At 46.5% G+C, this 16483-nt stretch carries 13 protein-coding genes and 1 pseudogene; 4 read left to right on the top strand and 10 right to left on the bottom strand.

The genetic code is table 11. The annotated features are described in order from the left end of the window. Positions 1-4 precede the first annotated feature (4 nt). The 4 genes from SD71_RS04555 to SD71_RS04540 are packed head-to-tail and all read right to left on the bottom strand — an operon-like array spanning position 5 to position 3035. Positions 5-808 (bottom strand): hypothetical protein, encoded by an 804-nt coding sequence (locus SD71_RS04555; RefSeq protein ID WP_152619337.1) that lies wholly within the window; start codon positions 806-808, stop codon positions 5-7. Next, positions 774-1529, bottom strand: a complete 756-nt coding sequence (gene cas6 / locus SD71_RS04550; protein WP_041060234.1) for a CRISPR system precrRNA processing endoribonuclease RAMP protein Cas6 — start codon at positions 1527-1529, stop codon at positions 774-776. The genes SD71_RS04555 and cas6 overlap by 35 nt, the downstream gene beginning before the upstream one ends. Next, the gene (locus SD71_RS04545) at positions 1526-2389 is read right to left on the bottom strand and encodes an RAMP superfamily CRISPR-associated protein (protein ID WP_041060232.1); all 864 of its coding nucleotides are present in this window, start codon (positions 2387-2389) and stop codon (positions 1526-1528) included. The genes cas6 and SD71_RS04545 overlap by 4 nt, the downstream gene beginning before the upstream one ends. Continuing rightward, the gene (locus SD71_RS04540) at positions 2367-3035 is read right to left on the bottom strand and encodes a hypothetical protein (protein WP_152619336.1); all 669 of its coding nucleotides are present in this window, start codon (positions 3033-3035) and stop codon (positions 2367-2369) included. The genes SD71_RS04545 and SD71_RS04540 overlap by 23 nt, the downstream gene beginning before the upstream one ends. A gap of 280 nt (positions 3036-3315) precedes the next feature. On the opposite strand from SD71_RS04540, the gene SD71_RS21920 reads away from it, so the two are divergent. Beyond that, positions 3316-5826 (top strand): PAS domain-containing hybrid sensor histidine kinase/response regulator, encoded by a 2511-nt coding sequence (locus SD71_RS21920; protein ID WP_052475941.1) that lies wholly within the window; start codon positions 3316-3318, stop codon positions 5824-5826. Then, the gene (locus tag SD71_RS04530; protein ID WP_041060228.1) at positions 5814-6542 is read left to right on the top strand and encodes a LytR/AlgR family response regulator transcription factor; all 729 of its coding nucleotides are present in this window, start codon (positions 5814-5816) and stop codon (positions 6540-6542) included. The genes SD71_RS21920 and SD71_RS04530 overlap by 13 nt, the downstream gene beginning before the upstream one ends. Positions 6543-6627: 85 nt before the next feature. Here SD71_RS04530 and SD71_RS21915 read toward each other — a convergent pair whose 3' ends face one another. The 4 genes and pseudogenes from SD71_RS21915 to SD71_RS04505 form a co-directional block, all read right to left on the bottom strand. Beyond that, positions 6628-8193 (bottom strand): trypsin-like peptidase domain-containing protein, encoded by a 1566-nt coding sequence (locus SD71_RS21915; RefSeq protein ID WP_052475940.1) that lies wholly within the window; start codon positions 8191-8193, stop codon positions 6628-6630. 728 nt (positions 8194-8921) lie between these two features. Then, positions 8922-9920, bottom strand: a complete 999-nt coding sequence (locus SD71_RS04520; protein ID WP_041060225.1) for a hypothetical protein — start codon at positions 9918-9920, stop codon at positions 8922-8924. A 191-nt stretch (positions 9921-10111) separates the two neighbouring features. After that, a pseudogene (locus SD71_RS04515) lies at positions 10112-11671 on the bottom strand (multicopper oxidase family protein). A gap of 503 nt (positions 11672-12174) precedes the next feature. Then, the gene (locus SD71_RS04505) at positions 12175-12363 is read right to left on the bottom strand and encodes a hypothetical protein (protein WP_041060220.1); all 189 of its coding nucleotides are present in this window, start codon (positions 12361-12363) and stop codon (positions 12175-12177) included. Positions 12364-12636: 273 nt separating this feature from the next. Between SD71_RS04505 and SD71_RS04500 the strand changes: the two genes are divergently transcribed. After that, positions 12637-13359, top strand: coding sequence for an AAA family ATPase (locus tag SD71_RS04500; protein WP_041060218.1), 723 nt, complete (start codon positions 12637-12639; stop codon positions 13357-13359). 134 nt (positions 13360-13493) lie between these two features. Further along, positions 13494-14219: a chalcone isomerase family protein gene (locus SD71_RS04495; RefSeq protein WP_041060215.1), complete on the top strand. Its 726-nt coding sequence runs from the start codon at positions 13494-13496 to the stop codon at positions 14217-14219. A gap of 62 nt (positions 14220-14281) precedes the next feature. Here the strand turns inward: SD71_RS04495 and SD71_RS04490 are convergent, their stop codons facing one another. Further along, entirely contained in the window at positions 14282-15193 is a 912-nt protein-coding gene (locus SD71_RS04490; protein ID WP_152619335.1) for an S-layer homology domain-containing protein, read from the bottom strand. A 336-nt stretch (positions 15194-15529) separates the two neighbouring features. Next, the gene (gene galU, locus SD71_RS04485) at positions 15530-16411 is read right to left on the bottom strand and encodes a UTP--glucose-1-phosphate uridylyltransferase GalU (protein ID WP_052475938.1); all 882 of its coding nucleotides are present in this window, start codon (positions 16409-16411) and stop codon (positions 15530-15532) included. Between the last annotated feature and the right edge of the window lie 72 nt (positions 16412-16483).

Genomic DNA, 16483 nt, shown 5'->3' with positions numbered 1-16483 from the left:
GTCGCTATTCCTCCTGCCATAGATGTCTGCTTTTACCGCGTTTGGACTTTAACGGTTTTGCAACTGGCAGAGTGTCTGTCTCCCAGACCGAAGGCCCTCTATTATTAACAACCGAAAGCCATTCATCCTGTCGCGGAACATAACACAGTTCTCTCCCTTGCGCTGAATAACTCGGCGGGATCAGATTCCAAACGGTATAGTACCAATCTTTGATTCGATCAGGATACAGACGGACCGGAATCGCACGCATGGGCCGATCTTGATGAATCCAAGATAAGTTGTCGTCGATTTGTGTGATGTGAACGCTGCTCACTTTGCCGAAACCATGACCGCGCTTGGAGCCAAGCGCAGGGATACGGTGAACCAGTTCGTCAATCGCATCCCTCTTTCCATAGGCATAGAAGGTGACTGTCACCGGTGGAATGAGTGTGAATAACCTCGTATGATACGCTTTAAAGAAACCGCCCGTTAGATCGACGCGTGCAGAGGGCGCCTTCCACAGTTGCTTTTTGGCCGCGATATTTTTCGTAAAAAATTGCATATGCCTGCCGGCGGAATGAATAAATCCGATACTGGCCATGTACAGCTCAGGCGCACTCGGGTGCCGCGCTACAGGAAGATCCGCCGGTGTCTCGGTACGCTCAGCTTGTGCATCTGCTGAATAGTTGCTGTAGATCAATAGCGTCTCCAGAGGGATCGGATACTCGGGCACGATCATTTCCGACATGACGTGAAAAGTGATTTGAAGATTCTCCAATTGGCGAGGATCCATCTCAGAGAGGATGAACGTCGACACCTCCCATGCCATAAGCACATTTCCATCCGACACCGGAATAATGCGCGAAATAAATAAGCTTCTGAAGAGCTCTCTGTAACGAGACATCCTCATGGGTGTTCAAAACATGTACGTTTCCTGAAAAAGTGGTTATTTTTACAGAGGGTTGAAGTGAATATGGCTGTGTATAGATCTGATGAGAGGTGATCCGTAACCCCGATGCCAACTGTTGATCGCAAACTTCTTTCTCCACGAGTCGTTGTCCGCCCGCTTGCATCCACTTACGAAGCAAGCTCTTCACGATATAATGCGGAATGGGCAGAACGATCGTGTGTCCTCCATTGTGAAAAGCCGCATGCCGAAAATAAAGCCGAATGCCGCGTTTCAAAGGCATATGATTTAAACTTTCATAAGATACAAGTCCGGCGTCCGGGTGGTCTTCAGGATGTACGGCTATTGCTGTAAGATGCAGCTTCACCTCGCCGCCAATGACAGTCTCTCCTGTTCGGCAAGTTGCGCAGAACGCTTGAAACAGCTCAAAGTGAAAGAAAATGATTTGCAGTTCCATGACCGTGGCTGCAACAAAAGTGATTCGTTTCACAGCGAAAGGGCTGGACGGTGAATCGTGGTAATATCGCGCAAGTTTGCTGTGATTCATTTTTTCATAAATAAAGCGGTGAATTTGAACGGGGAAGATCGAATGGGATGCTGAGAGTTGTTCAGCGGCAAAACGAAGTACGATAGAAGCAATCACAATCGATCACCCCACAACGTTCGCATAAACTCGATAATATCTGTCTTGTGCTCCTGAACGTGGGTTACATACATTGCCGGCACTGTGCTGTGGTCACTGGCATAATTCATGCACACTTTGCCGTGGCCCTGGGCCGACCTCCCTCCGAGAAAGCCGTATCCGCTAAACAGTTCCAAGAGATGAGAGAAGAGCGAATTTTCAAGCTCGCTGGTCCCGATGAGTGTAAAGCCGTGTATAAACTCCGTCCCCGGCACGATGTACTCGTATTGAAAGATCATCCGGTTTGAAGTGCCTTCCGTATCATGCTGATCCATGCGTGAATAGTGAATCCATTCCGTAATCTGGTTAGCGGTTTTACCCGGTGCGGGTTTTCCATACAACGATGCGACCTCATCCACATAAGGCACTGCAAAATCCACTTTCAATTTGGATTCCATCATATTCACTTGATAGGCGCAGCCCAGCAGAGAAAGCAACGGCAGGTTCTTCCGCAGCTCTTGTAGTGCCGTTGGCCTGATTGCTGAAGATTCATTCACCCCCGCTTTCGGTCTGCCTTTTTTATCCCCTTTCTCGAGTGCGCCTCCGGCAAACAATAAATAATACAGTTTCGGAGATAGATGATCCGGAGCGAGGCCGAGTTGCCGTATGAGCCATTCAGCCCCTAAACGGCGCAAGATTCCGCGTATGCTGTTGCCGCTGATTACGGGTACCGTTACCGGGATGCCTTCATAGTTCACCTTCATTTTGCGGTGAGCTCGAACATTATCCCTGGGCAGCAAACCGGGATCGCTTGTGTTCGCACTATGAATAATCGGCTGTAATGCTTTTATAGTACCTTCAATCCGTATCATCGCCGGCATGACATTCCCCCTCCCTAGCCAATTCCAGCAGAAGCAGCAGCAGCGAAGAGGGATGATATTCTGAAAGGCCCGTGCGGAAGTGCCGAAAGGCGGAATTCCAAATCTGCTGACGAGTACATCCTTCCGAATAAAGACGGCTCACCTCTTGAAACATTGGAGTGTGGCGGGATGGTTGGACGCATACCGAATATTCGCCGTATTGGATGTGAAACTCATTGCGGTCATAGTTGATCCTTGCGGCAGGCATGATATGTTTTCTGTAATCAAGCGGTATACAAATGATAAAGGGCGGCTCAGGAATGTCCCTGAATATAATATTGATCAACCGCTGCCGGTCCTCCGAGAATTTGCGCTGCAACAGCTCCACGCCGGCAGGCGAGGCGACGATATCCTTTTTGCGAAAGACATCCGATCTCAAAATACACGCGCACGGGAGACAAAACGCTCTGCTGCTGCGCTGTTTATGCCTATCCCATGAAGTGTAGCGGGAAAGATCGAGACGATGCATAGGGACCATTCGAGGATAGGTCTGACCGCACTGTGCACAGCGCTGCCCCGCATCCGCAGGAACAGACATCAATACTTCATCTGTAACAACACTGGCACCCGCGTCATACACAAGGCGCGCAGCTTCTGTCCATGGCACGCAGTCAACCGCCACCTTTGATTAGTTCCAGTCATTGAGAAAAACTGTGAACCCATCATAATTCGGATAGCAGCCGTTTGTCGAACCCGCACACAGCCATTCAGTGTTGTATTCACGCCAGTTGATATCACTTGATAAGTCAAATGTGCCAAGAATTTAGCCAATTAATAACATTTTATAGCAACTATGATTAAGGCATGTTCGATGAATAAGAGCATATGTTTTTACCATAAAGAGGAAAATAATAAAATTCAAACCATTGAATTCAGGTGATATTTAGATGATCAAGCGTATAACACTGCCGGTGTACTATGTCTGTTTTCATCTGATTGTCCATGCCGCCTGGATCTTATTGTTTTGGGATCAGCTTGAACTGATGAAATGGGGTTCATCTGTTCTTGTATTGGGCGCTTGCATCTTTAATTTCATGTGCCTGCTCAGTTTGCATCGTGGTGTAGCTACTCATAATAAAGCGTTCTCGCTGACCATGATCTGCGCGCTAGCCAGCTTTATGCTTGGTGTTGGTGCCTGGATTTATAACGAAATGATCAACCATACGCTTGAGCCGCTCGAATATCTGGAAGACAACTTGTTTTTGCTTTGTTTTTTGTTATATCTTATGGCGCTCATTATAAAAATCAGACAGATGACGAACGTCATGCAATCCGTTCAATTCTGCCTGAATACCCTGATCATGTTGTTCCTCACTTCGGTGCTGTTCTGGGTTGGCTTGAGGCATGCGCATGCCTGGCAATTTACACGGGAGAATACATTTAATCTCGTGTATTTCGGCGAGATTAAATGTATGGCTTTTGCAAGCGTTGTTCTGGTATTTAACCACAAACCCGCACTGCTGCCCAAGTTGGCGACGATGGCGTTGTCGGGGGGGGCTTGCTTTATTTTGGGTAATTTCGGCTACAGTCTTTTTGTTTTACACAATAGACCAGACTACAGTGTATTTGATCCGCTCATATCGCTGGGTTTATTGCTGATTGGTGTTGCCGCTTTAATGTATAAAAAAGTTCCGGCTGAGGATTCAACACCGCGAGCGCAGCCAAGAAGTCCGCTTTCTACAATAAAGCTCGCCCTCCCCTCCATGTGCATAGGCGCTTTACTCATCATCTACTCACTTTGGATTGATCTTCTTGAAATAAAAATTTTAGTGTTCTTGGCAGTGCTGTTGTTGATGGTACGGCATGTAATCACGTTAATGGAAAACGATGCGATTCTAAAGCAATTGACAAGAAAACGAGATCAATATTCATCGCTGGTAGAAAATCTAAGCAAGGTCATTTTCCAGGTATCCCCTGATTTGACTTGGCAATTTTTGAACCCGGCATGGACGAAAATTACCGGTTATACGTTAGAAGAAAGCTTAGGGAAAGATGTATTTCAGTGGTTTAACATCAACATCGATAAAAGAAAACAGAGATCCCTCAATGACTTCCTTCATGTGCTGAACGGAAAGACGTGGGAGACAAAAATCCGCACTAAACATTCGGGACTCCGCTGGGTACAGGTGCAGCCGCAGATTAGTTTGAATGCTTCGGATGACATCTCAGGAATGTCGGGCATCATCATCGATATTTCAGAACGTAAACAGATGGAAGAGTCCTTGATCAGGGCGAAGGAGGAAGCCGAAAGGGCGAATCGGTCGAAATCAGAATTTTTATCGAAAATGAACCACGAGCTTCGTACTCCGCTGAATGCGATCACGGGTTTTGCCGAGTTGCTGGCAATGTCTGATCTAACAGAGCCGCAAAAACAAGATGTGAGAGAAATTACAAAAGCCGCACAGCTGCTGCGTCATATCATGAACGATGTCATGGATCTTTCACGAATCGAAAATGGTGACTTAGCGCTGTCTCTGCAGCCGGTTGAAATTTTGCCGATTGTAAACAACTGTATTGCCCATCTGCAGCCGATGCTTCTGGAAAAAGAGATTCATCTGATAACGGATATACCGGCCGATTTTGATAAATTTATTTTCGCTGATGCCGTACGCCTGCAACAAGTGATCTCCAATTTGCTCTCCAACGCTATCAAATACAATGTCAATGGCGGAAGAATCTATTTGAGTTGCAGCACCAGTCAAGACCGGTTGCGTTTCGTCATTCGCGACACTGGAATTGGGATCGCGCCTGGCCAATTCAAGGTCATCTTTGAACCTTTTCGCCGGGGTCGCCGGCAGCATGATGTTGAGGGCAGCGGTGTCGGTTTATCGATCGTCAAGCAGTTGATTGAGCTTATGGATGGGCGCATTGGATTGTCAAGCGAGCTTCGAGAAGGCAGCAGCTTCTGGTTTGAGCTGCCCTTGATTTCTTCGGCAAGGTCAGAACTTCACCATCAATACGTGAACTTACCCACACCAGAATCTGATGCTGTATTAAGTAAAACCGTTCTGTATATCGAGGACAATCAGCCGAATGTACTTTTGATGAAACGGTACTTCAGCCGCTTTCCGAATTTTCGCATGCTGACCGCCGGTACTGGGGAGTTGGGATTAAGCCTTGCAAATCGACATGTTCCAGATTTGATTCTGCTCGACATTCAGCTGCCGCGAATGAACGGGTTTCAAGTGTTTAGACAACTTCAGAAGCATCCGGTCCTGCACCGCATTCCGGTTGTTGCCATCAGTGCCAGCGGGATGCCTGGAGATATTCAAGCAGCGCACGCGCACGGCCTGGAGCATTATCTTACGAAGCCGATTGATTTTGTCTCCCTCCGCCACCTGATTCAGCGCTACTTACTTCAGCCGGAAAGAGGTGCGACCAGGCCATGGAACTGTTGAAAGTCATCATCGCGGATGACCATGCCGGCAGTCGCCAGTTGCTGAGAAGGATGCTTGAATGTCTGCCAAATATCATCGTTCTGGATGAGGCGGCGGACGGCAAGGAGCTATTGTGCCGCGTGGGAGCTCATGCTCCTGACGTCGTACTTGTTGACATTTCCATGCCCAAGTTGAGCGGACTTGAGGCGATCAAAAGCTGCTTGAAGCGGGCTCCCCATCTGCAAGTCATCTTCATAACAGGTTACGAAAAATATGCGGTCGAAGCATTCGAGATCTCTGCATTAGATTACATCATGAAGCCGGTAGAATTGATTCGGTTAAGATCCTCTCTCGACAAAGCCAGACAAATGATTCGCGGAAACAAGCAAAACCAGTATGGATCCGCCGCCGTCATGCAAAAGAAATTGTTCATCAAAGCTGAGCGGACTACTTACATCATACCGACCGAAGATATTATCTTCATCGAAAAAGTCGGTAAAAAGACGTACATTCATACCGTAAATAAAACGTACGAAACCGCAGATACGCTGGGTGCCGTTATGGAAAAGCTGGATTATCCTTTTGTCCAATCCCATCGATCTTATATCATAAACATTGAACGTCTCGAAAAAATAACTCATTGCGGGGATACGTACATGATTCATTTCTTAAACTACGACAAACCTGCTTATATCTCTAAGCACAAAATGGTAGAGATCGGGTCTATGCTTCAATAGCTTGTCGACAAAAAAAGGCTCCCGCCTGAGAGCAGGCGAGAGCAGTTGTACACTTCGATGATGGATAAGGTTAAACTGTGTGGATTTACTGCATTCTCATTGTCTCGCTTTGATTAGGATCTTCAGGCGTCAAGTTAAAGTGCAAATAACCGGTTGAGTAATCCATTGAGCCGTAGATGAAATTATAATCCAGTCTATACCCCGGATACTCCGATTTTATGGAACCGGCCGGAAAAGCGGAAGGATAGAAATCAAAATGAGTGTTTAAATACAGCGTGAAGAAGCTTTCGGTTACGCCGAGATCCGTACGTAATTCTTCGGACATGTAATAGAGCATACTTGGCCAAACTGTCCGATCCTCTATTTGGTAGTCGATCCAGTCCGCCCACTCCGTTCCATCGTACATGGTGCCTCCGATCAAATATCGATCGCCCTCGTCGGACATAATGACCATCCATTTAAAACTAAGCTTGAGATCCTCGTATGTAAGAACGTTATAGTTGGCATTCAAATAGCTTTCCATTTCCGCGGCACTTAGCTTAGAAGCTGTCTGTTTCGGAACGGACAGAGCTTGCGGTGACCTGCTCTTTGCCAAAAAAGTCGTGACATCATTGGATGGGATCGCAAGATTAATCGCAGCTGAGCTTTGCACTCCGGCCGACGTTATGCCGACAAGTTCTCCTTGCATGTTGAACAAAGCGCCGCCGCTGCTGCCGTGATCGATCGGAGTGGAGATTTGAATGAAATTATGACCGTCAACCATCCGGGATGTGGTGCTCACCTCGCCCGATGTCAGCGAGTTTTTAAAGCCAAGCGGCGAACCGATCGCTACCACTTCTTCGCCCAGGTCCAGGGTCGATGAGTTTCCGATTGTGACGGCAGGGAGACCGGTTGCGGGTATTTTTAAAAGCGCCAGATCTCTTTGCGGGTCTTGTATCAGCAACGTTGAAGTTGTAAATGACCTCTCATCATTAAAATCGACTCTTACGCTAGCTGCTTCATCAATGACATGATAGTTCGTTATAATTTCGCCTTCAGAGCCGATAACAACTCCGCTGCCGCTGCCAAGTGTTCTCCCATTCCCATCGAATACCTCGATGTAGACGACGCGATTCGAGAGTTTGCCCACTTCCTCTTTGGATAAAGCTTTGGGTGAGGACTGCGCCGGCGGGGTCGATCCTGTGCTTGGATCTTGTGTCGGTGTCGGGGTCGGCGCCGGGGTCGGGGTGCCTGCAGTCGGCGGCGATTTGATGAAGATTTGATTGCCGCTCGTGCCGATCGTACAACCGAATGATTCACTTATGAATCGCAGCGGAACAAAGGTAACACCCGAGACGCTTCTTGGTTTGGTAAATAACTTAATCGCATCGCCATTCCGGAACGCCACCGTTTGACCGAGGATCAATTGAATCGTGACATCCTCTTTTGTTGCTTTTACCGTCTTGGTTTTCGAATTATAGCTAATGTCTGCATCAAGCGCTTCAAAAATGGCTCGAAAAGGGACAAGTGTCGTTCCTTCCGTCTGAAACGGTTTGCTGGAGAATTGCAATTTCATTCCGTCAAGATACACAGAGATCTCTTTGGGAGCAGCAGTCGCCGCCGGGACGATACAGAATAATAATACTAGCGACAACAAAACAATGTTCTTCATGTTCTAACCTTCCTCTTCTGCAGATGAAAAACGGATAAGTCTACAGAAGAGTTATTCGACAAAAAGATACAATTTCCTTTATTTAACTATTCATGGAAAAAGAGAATCTATACTTCGGCATACAAAAGAACCTTCCGAATGTACACGGAAGGTTCTTTTTATGATCTTTCTATTTATATTGTTTCTTTCTCGATCTTTTCGCTGCAACCTTAGCCAGATGTTCACAAAACGCAGCATATTCATCTGACTTCTTAATTACATTATTCCAATCGTCGGGCTGTAGAGGGCCACGATAATCGTTTCTCTCGATTACACTCTTATTCCCGATAAATTTCAAAGATGTCCATTGGAAGTATCTTCATCTGTTAATTATCGTATCCTTCTGCCCATTTAACATGGTCAGGATTTTTTTCTATCAAGAACTATTTTTTCCGTCTTGAACAGGAAGGCGCTTGGCAGTTTTCAAAAATGCCGGATTAACTTCGGCCACAGTTTTTTTTCATTCTTTTTGTCCTGTGTGTAAGTTGCCATTTCCTTCTCCTCATTTTTCTTACTCACTCTATCTACCTCCCAGATATATCTAGGTGATAGATATGTTTAAACTTTGCCTGATATGTATAAACTCATAAATTCACTTTATCGGGTAGTTTCACTATACTAGCTCACCCTTAAAATGGCAATCTTTTGAAAATAATTATCTTGGTGACACAGCCCCACCATAACACTCATTAATACCACAAGCCTGCCTGTACCAAAGCATTTCTCCAATTGCCAAATAACAGATCAATGTCCGTTAAGCTTGGCGTAGGAAAGCTTTGACGTTCCTTCCAGCGAAAATAAGCTGCATAATGATGCAACAACGGAAGATGCGTAAAGGGTCTTGCAACTTGACATCTTCGAATGCACATAATTGCGTCCGGCTTATAAAATTTTACTGAAAAATCAAAGTCTTTATTACTTGAGGTATCGATCCATGATTGTAACTCGGTTGAGACACTTCGTTTATTTACCTGTTGAAATTCATGCACTGTTGCATATGTATTCCACTCTGGTATACTCGGCTTCCGATTAATTCTTTTTGAAAGATACCTAATTTGTTTAATGAGCAAGGAAATTTCCTTTTCACTTTTGCTCTTCGCAACTCTTTTAGCAGGTTTTGGCTTGCCTGCGATGCTCTTGATCTCTTTCTCCTGTTCGATCTGCAGCCATTTTTCTTCTTGCGCCTTGAGCCATTCTTGCTCTTCAATTTTCAGCCTTGTCTCTTCGTCGAGCGGCAGCCTTGTCTCGGCTTCGATCTGCAGCCTTTTTTCCTCTTCGATGTGAACCTCTGCTTTTGTTATAACAGCGTCCCAAGAACCCTCTATCAGAAGAATATCTGAACTAGAAAAGATATCTTTATCCCCAATGACTGCTTTCTTGTACCATTTATCATAGGAACTTTGGGACGGAATTTTTCCCAGTGCTTTATATGCTTTTTGAACGGATACCACACAATTATTTCGCTCAAGATTAGCTAATACCAGTGTTCCGTAGTTTATTGCTTTGCTCCATCCTCCTTTAAACATCGAAGATATGCGGTCTGCAGGCATATATCTGCTTGGATCACCATTCGATTCACGCCAGTATTCGTAGTGTCGTTGAGTCAAGTTTCCGCGCGTTATTGCTTTCATAAACGAAATGATTGACCATCTTGCATTTTCCAGGAGTTCATCATTCCTACTAATCATCCACGCCTTATCTCCGGACAATGAAACCAACCTTTCATCGATCGCATCTTAGTTACATTTAATCATACTTTAGTTCCCGAATAAGCGGCCATTGGTAAATTAAAACATTTTTAGCGCACCACCTATCTCGCTTTCACCGCTAGCATTGTTTGCAACAAAAAAGCTTCGACACAGCTGCCGAAGCCTTTCGATCATTTCTTTTTAACGATAAACGGCCGCATCATCTCCTGATCTTCATGCTCCAACATGTGACAATGCCAAACGTATCGTCCGGTAAAGGGACCAAAACGTGCAATAATGCGGGTAACCTCTCCGGGATTGGCCCTTACTGTATCTTTTAGGCCTCGTTCACCAGGGGTTGGAGACACAGGAGACCCTGTGAAAACAATTTCACCTGTTTCATTAAACTGTTGTACATTAAAAGGCTGCCTGTTCAATATTCGAAAATCAATCAAATGGACATGGATAGGATGTGTATCTGTTGTTGTGTTAATTAAATTCCATATTTCAATACTATCCACTCGCGGCTTCTCTGTGACGGGATCCATCCATCTCTTATTATCCAGCAAGAGCATTTGTCGCCCAAATCGGTCCATCGTTTGCACTAAAGCAAGATCCTGATTTTACGCGCTTGGTTCTCGGGTAACGAAGAAATTCGACTTAAGCGAGAGGGAATGGAACTGTTATCTTTGCCTTTAAGAGGTAATGTAACCCTAAATTGCATAATCAGCCCTGTCGTATTAGGATCCAAATTAGCGGGATCTCCGTCAGGGAAAGGGGCTGGAGCATCATTAGTCAAGGTGATGGTTTGCCCTTTAAACTTGGAAAAATCAATGATAACATCAACTCGTTCGCTTGGTGCTAGAAGAATTTTTTTCACACGTACGGGTGATCGCAACAGACCCCCATCCGTTCCGATTTGAATAAAGGACTGACCGGAGGTAAGTGTTAATCGGTAAAAGCGGGCATTTGAAGCGTTAAGCAAGCGGAAACGATATTTGCGGGGCTCTACTTCTAAAAAGGGCCAAACCTTTCCATTTACCAAGATTGTATCACCGAAAAATTCAGGCACGATAGAAGGAGTAGGAAGATTCGGAGCAGCTGGTGTCGGCTTTTTTTGGATAAAACAATGAACCATCCTTGTTAAAAGAACGATCCTGTATGAGGAGAGGTATTTCATATCTGTCCTTTGGAAGATTCAAAGATCGTTCGTTTTTATCCCGGATCAGATAGAATCCAACGAGTCCTGCATACATATTCAATCTTGTAATTCCGATCGTGTGATCATGATACCAAAGAGTAGTGGCACGTTCGATGTTCGGATACTCATATATTTTCCTTTCAAAGAAAGGACCCGTTTGTTTAAAATTTCGCGTAAACCAGGCATCGGGATACCCGTCACTATGGGGCGGTGTTCTACCGCCATGTAAATGAACAACGGTTCTAGTCTCCGGAACAGTCTTTTCTGCACCATGAACGGTCGTATCAATAGGGAGAAAGTGCTTTGAAGGCAGATCGTTGAGCCATTTGACAAATGCTTTTTCACCTTTCATCACGTCGAAAGTAGGGCCCGGATACATTCCATTGTATCCCCATAAGCGGGTAGGCGGGAGATCGCGATGAAGTTTTTGATAAAATTCTTTCATACTTACTTTATAATAGGTGGATTTTCGACCTTTAGATGTAGGCTTAAGAGTAGGAAGAATAGGAAGGCGATCGACAAACGGAGTGAGGCGATTATTTAGTGCCATGCATGTGCTCCTTCTTTCAATAGGTTACGCTGGCATTTCGGTCCGAATAAAGAAAAAAGCCTCGACATACCTGCCGAAGCCTTTCGAGTGTGACGTCGCGCCGATGTCAGCGTTCAGTTGTCATCTACATGTATCCCGGCGGTCAATCGATGGTCAAATGCTTCAGGAGAAATTCTAACTTAACAAATTCCAGAAGCCAAGATGATCACCAACAGAATGAAGAGCACCAGAGCAAACGCTGCAATACGGCCGCCGCCGTATCCAGCACCACCTGCGTATGCCATTAAAAATCACCGCCTTGTCGGGATTGTCATGTGATTGATCATCACACCCCTAACATATGGCAAGGACACTTGAACGGACAGGACTATCGCATAGCTGATCGCTAATTATGCGGATGTCTTGTACGGATTGAGAGTAATCATGACCTTGATCACATTACTATGTAAGAAAAAAAAACGGACAATCAAGCCGCCGAGCGGCTTATTTGTCCATGTTTGAAGTTAATCTCTTCTTTCTGCTCTGTTGATTCTGCGAATCGCTCTGCCTAGAAAAAATAATGCTCCGGCGATTTCGTTTTCCGCTCTTTCGAACCGGTTTCTCCGGATGAAATCAATCGCTTCTTCCAGCTCGTCCTGTGCACGCCTTAACTCTCGAATCGCTCTTTCCTTGTCACGGCGGAAGCTTGACATGTAGATCGCTCTCCCTTCGCGTAGAATACTATATCCTATTCGTCCATCGAGAATAGGTATGGGATAAGGTAATCGTCGATCAGCGGAAAAAGAAAAACCTCCCCAAGTGATGACGCTATCGCGTCACCTGGGAAGGATTCTTGTGCTTCTGGCTAGATGCCCTGGATTATTCGTTAATGCTCACTACTCATAAAGGAATCGGGCCTCCTTATATCGAAATATTCTGTAATATCAGAGCATGCTAATTCGAATCGAAAATACAGGTGATCGATCATGCCGAGTCTCAAAGAAGCGTTGACCATTGAGCGAAACCGTTTGTTTGTGGGGAGAGAACTGGAGCGCAGCTATATGCTGAATTGGTTGACACAGAAGGCTGCTCCCACCGAGGTGCTGTTTATCTCAGGGATGGGCGGCATTGGAAAGTCGGCGCTCATGCTCCAATTTATAAATATGGCTCAAGATGAAAATGTGCTTTGCATTTGGCTGGATGGCCGCGTCTGCACGGAGACGCCCGCCGGATTTTTAGAGTCGCTGCAAGCCTCTCTGCCAAACAGTGTTGATATCGTATCCGCCATGTCCCGTCAAAGAACCCTTTTATGTATCGATAACTATGATTACCTTCACAGAATAGAAGGCTGGCTGCGTGAAGTGTTTTTGCCCCTGCTCTCCGCGACTGGTCTGCTCGTCGTTCTAGCGTCAAGGCAGGACTTGGCAATGGATTGGAAAAATGATCTGGCTTGGCGTGGGCGGGTCAGGCAAATGCGCTTAGCCCCCATTTCTCGGCGAGAGGCGTTAGAATTTTATACAAACAGGGGGTTGGCCAAAAACGGCAAGCTCGAGCAGCTGATATCCGAGACGAAAGGATTGCCGCTAATTTGTTGTCCATTTGCCGGGAAGCTTTTCGGTACGGTTCCATTTCAATTTTCACAGCCGATCCGTCATCCTTTACGATGGATTCGTTTCGAAACGGCGATCTGCCCCACCTGCAACGACTGATAATCGAACAAGGTCAGACGGCCCTTTCTCTTGAATCCGCCGCTAAAATTCACGACTTTATAGGTTCATTGGCTGAACGGTTTCCGGAGGGCATACGTATCTTTCGCTCGGCAGAGGGGATTCCGTTAGCTTTTATGACCGGCTTGCTGCTCTATCGGGAAACGATGGATTTTTTGGAGCCCTTTATGCCCGGCGTTCTGGACGCCTGTTTTTCGAATGAAGCCGAGCGCATGAAACAATTGAGTCTTGAACAATCGGATACTTTCTATCAATTGTTGGCTGCTGCCGCTATCAGCGATCCCGATTATTCATTCTACGAATTGAACGGTATGCTGATCACCGATAGTTTATCCCGCCTTTCGGCTGCCGGCATGCGCTCCGTCGTCGTCACGAAACTGGAGGATACGGACGAACTGCTTCTCAATTTGGGGTTTCGGAAGCGATCGCTTTCCGGTTTACCTGAGGATCATCCCTCTTATGGCGCCAGTGTGCATGAGCAGGATTTGCGCAGCTTGGATTTCGGTGAATATGTGCTTGCTTTTCTCAAGGCAGTCTCTCCCACTGAAAGTCAAGAAAGCATGGACTCCGATTTTACGGAGGGAGACGTCCAAGCCGCACTGTCATTAGTCAGCCATGCCGCTGCTTTGGAACGGTCTGAACTTGCACGAAAGTTGAATTGCAGCGGTCCTGATTTGCAGCAGAAGCTGCAGAGCATCATTTTCCAGGATCCGCCTCTATTGCCGCTCACCCGGAGAAAACAGGCACTACTTCAGCTTTTGTGGGAAACACCCTCGCTAACTGCGGATGCGGCAGCCGCGCAACGTACTATCGTTCCCGCAGCGAGGCGATGGGCGATCTGAAAGATTTGCTTAATGAGAAAGGGCTACCCCCCAAGAACACTTGGAGATAGCCCTGCGGTCCATTAGTTTATGAATTGCAGGTATTGCAGCATTCTCTTCAGCATTGCGGCGCTTTGAGCGCGCGTAGCATTCTTCTTGGCGGCAAATGTCGAATCCACGCCTTGGATAATACCGGCATTAACCGTTTGGGCTGCCGCGTCTGCCGCCCAATCTGCAATCTCGGCACGGTCGCTGAATTTATCTAACACATTTGCCTCGGCTTTTTGTTCTTTTCCCCCAACCTTAAGTGCCCGTGCGATCATCACAACCATCTGCTCACGCGTAATTTTCTCATTTGGCAGGAAGGTTCCATCTTCATTGCCGGCAATCAATCCCGCCTTATATGCTGCGCCTACTGCCCCTGCATACCAATCCGTTGCTTTAACATCTTTAAACAATTGGCCTGAATTCACCTCAATAAACCCAAGTGAACGTACGAGCAGTGCTGCAAACTCGGCGCGTGTAACAAAATGATCCGGTGCAAAACGGGTATCGGTCACTCCATACACAATGAGCTTATTCGCCAGCAATTCCACATCCGCTTTGGCCCAGTGATTATTCATGTCCGTAAAACTTTTATTGGACTGAATAACCGTATAAATACTGTTATGCGGAGAATGGATCGTTACTTCCATCAAGCTGTTCGAGTTGGAAAAAATCGACGGGATAAAATGAAACTTATTGTTCGCATCAACCCAAACCGCAGTAGCGTGATTGGGATCTACCTTCGATGGCAAGGAGAACGTGCGAACCACATAATGGCCGTTGAATTCCGTTACTTCGTTACCATTCAAGTTAAAATGGTAGTCGAACGAATTTTTCAGCAGCGTCTGCAATCCTTGCTTTCCGGCCTCGTTATTCAGATCGTCATTTCTTTTTCCGGATATCTTCGTGATGGTGATGGAGATTACCGCATCCCTTGGTACATTCTTCAACACACTCAAAGGTAAAGAATAGCTGGTACCCTCTACTTTGATTTGAACGATAGCATTCGGCTGTGAGCCTGCCCTATCTGATGCCGCCAAAGAAAGGGTAGAAGTTTAACGGTAGGATGAGGAAACGAAAAAAGAGGCGATGCGTTTGCGCCTGAATGAACAATGGAGCTACTCCATCATAGTGTTTTATTTCAGATTGTTATATACACCTCCCTTCTCAAAAAATCTGGAAAGACGATCAGCGCGTGTCACATAGCCTGATTTGTGAACGCAAAAAGTCCTCCCGGCAAACGGGAGGTACTGTGGGTACACAAACAATTTGTCTCTGCTCTACTGTTACTTTATGGAATCCTTCCACTGCTCCAGCCAAAAATCATGCAGCTTGTCCCGCAAATCCACGCTCCGCATGGCCAGCGACAGAGTAGCTTTTACATATCCCCATTTGTCCCCGATGTCGTGGCGCTCCCCATCCAAAAGACGCGCCTGCATGCCGTGGCTAAGGCAAAGGGTCTTTAAGGCATCCGTTAGTTGTATTTCCCCGCCCCGTCCGGGCGGTGTTTCCTCTAAGATATCAAAAATTTCGGGGTGAATGATGTAACGTCCGACGATAGCCAAAGTCGATGGCGCTTTATCGGCATGCGGTTTCTCGACCAAATCGTCCAATTCATAGATAAGGTTATCGATCTGCCTGCCCGCGATCACGCCATACTTGGATACCTCTTCAGGCAACACAGGCTGTACGCCGATGACGGTCTTACCGTGAGTCTCAAATTGACCGATCATCTGCCGAAGCGCCGGGCTGGACCGGTTATCGATAATATCGTCGCCGAGAAGAACCGCGAAGGGTTCGTTACCCACAAAATAACGGGAGCATAACACGGCGTGTCCAAGTCCGCGCTGCTCCTTTTGCCGTATGAAGTGGATGTCCGCCATTTTGGCTATCTCCAACACTTCCTCATATTCCGACCATTTACCCTGCTCTTTCAGAAAATATTCCAGCTCCACATTGTGATCGAAGTGATCTTCAATCGCCCGTTTGTTGCGTCCCGTCACAATGAGAATATCCTGAATGCCGGATGCGACCGCTTCCTCCACAATGTATTGGATAGCCGGCTTATTGATCAAAGGCAGCATTTCTTTCGGCTGGGACTTGGTAGCGGGCAAAAACCGGGTTCCGAATCCTGCCGCCGGAATGATCGCCTTACGTATTGTATTCACCTGGTACACTCCCTTCGAACTTTCGAGGCGAAAGGCGCGAACATGCGTATTTTCCGCGTTCGCGCCCGGACG

Source organism: Cohnella kolymensis (assembly GCF_000829465.1).
Taxonomy (GTDB): Bacteria; Bacillota; Bacilli; order Paenibacillales; family Paenibacillaceae; genus Cohnella; species Cohnella kolymensis.
This window is presented reverse-complemented; position numbering and strand designations above follow the sequence as displayed.

What these genes read in the sequence shown, in the direction of transcription:
- SD71_RS04555 (WP_152619337.1), bottom strand. Translation starts at nt 808, where the DNA reads ATGGCATGGGAGGTGTCGACGTTCATCCTCTCTGAGATGGATCCTCGC.
- SD71_RS04545 (WP_041060232.1), bottom strand. Translation starts at nt 2,389, where the DNA reads ATGCCGGCGATGATACGGATTGAAGGTACTATAAAAGCATTACAGCCG.
- SD71_RS21920 (WP_052475941.1), top strand. Translation starts at nt 3,316, where the DNA reads ATGATCAAGCGTATAACACTGCCGGTGTACTATGTCTGTTTTCATCTG.
- SD71_RS04530 (WP_041060228.1), top strand. Translation starts at nt 5,814, where the DNA reads ATGGAACTGTTGAAAGTCATCATCGCGGATGACCATGCCGGCAGTCGC.
- SD71_RS21915 (WP_052475940.1), bottom strand. Translation starts at nt 8,193, where the DNA reads ATGAAGAACATTGTTTTGTTGTCGCTAGTATTATTATTCTGTATCGTC.
- SD71_RS04520 (WP_041060225.1), bottom strand. Translation starts at nt 9,920, where the DNA reads ATGATTAGTAGGAATGATGAACTCCTGGAAAATGCAAGATGGTCAATC.
- SD71_RS04505 (WP_041060220.1), bottom strand. Translation starts at nt 12,363, where the DNA reads ATGTCAAGCTTCCGCCGTGACAAGGAAAGAGCGATTCGAGAGTTAAGG.
- SD71_RS04500 (WP_041060218.1), top strand. Translation starts at nt 12,637, where the DNA reads ATGCCGAGTCTCAAAGAAGCGTTGACCATTGAGCGAAACCGTTTGTTT.
- SD71_RS04495 (WP_041060215.1), top strand. Translation starts at nt 13,494, where the DNA reads ATGACCGGCTTGCTGCTCTATCGGGAAACGATGGATTTTTTGGAGCCC.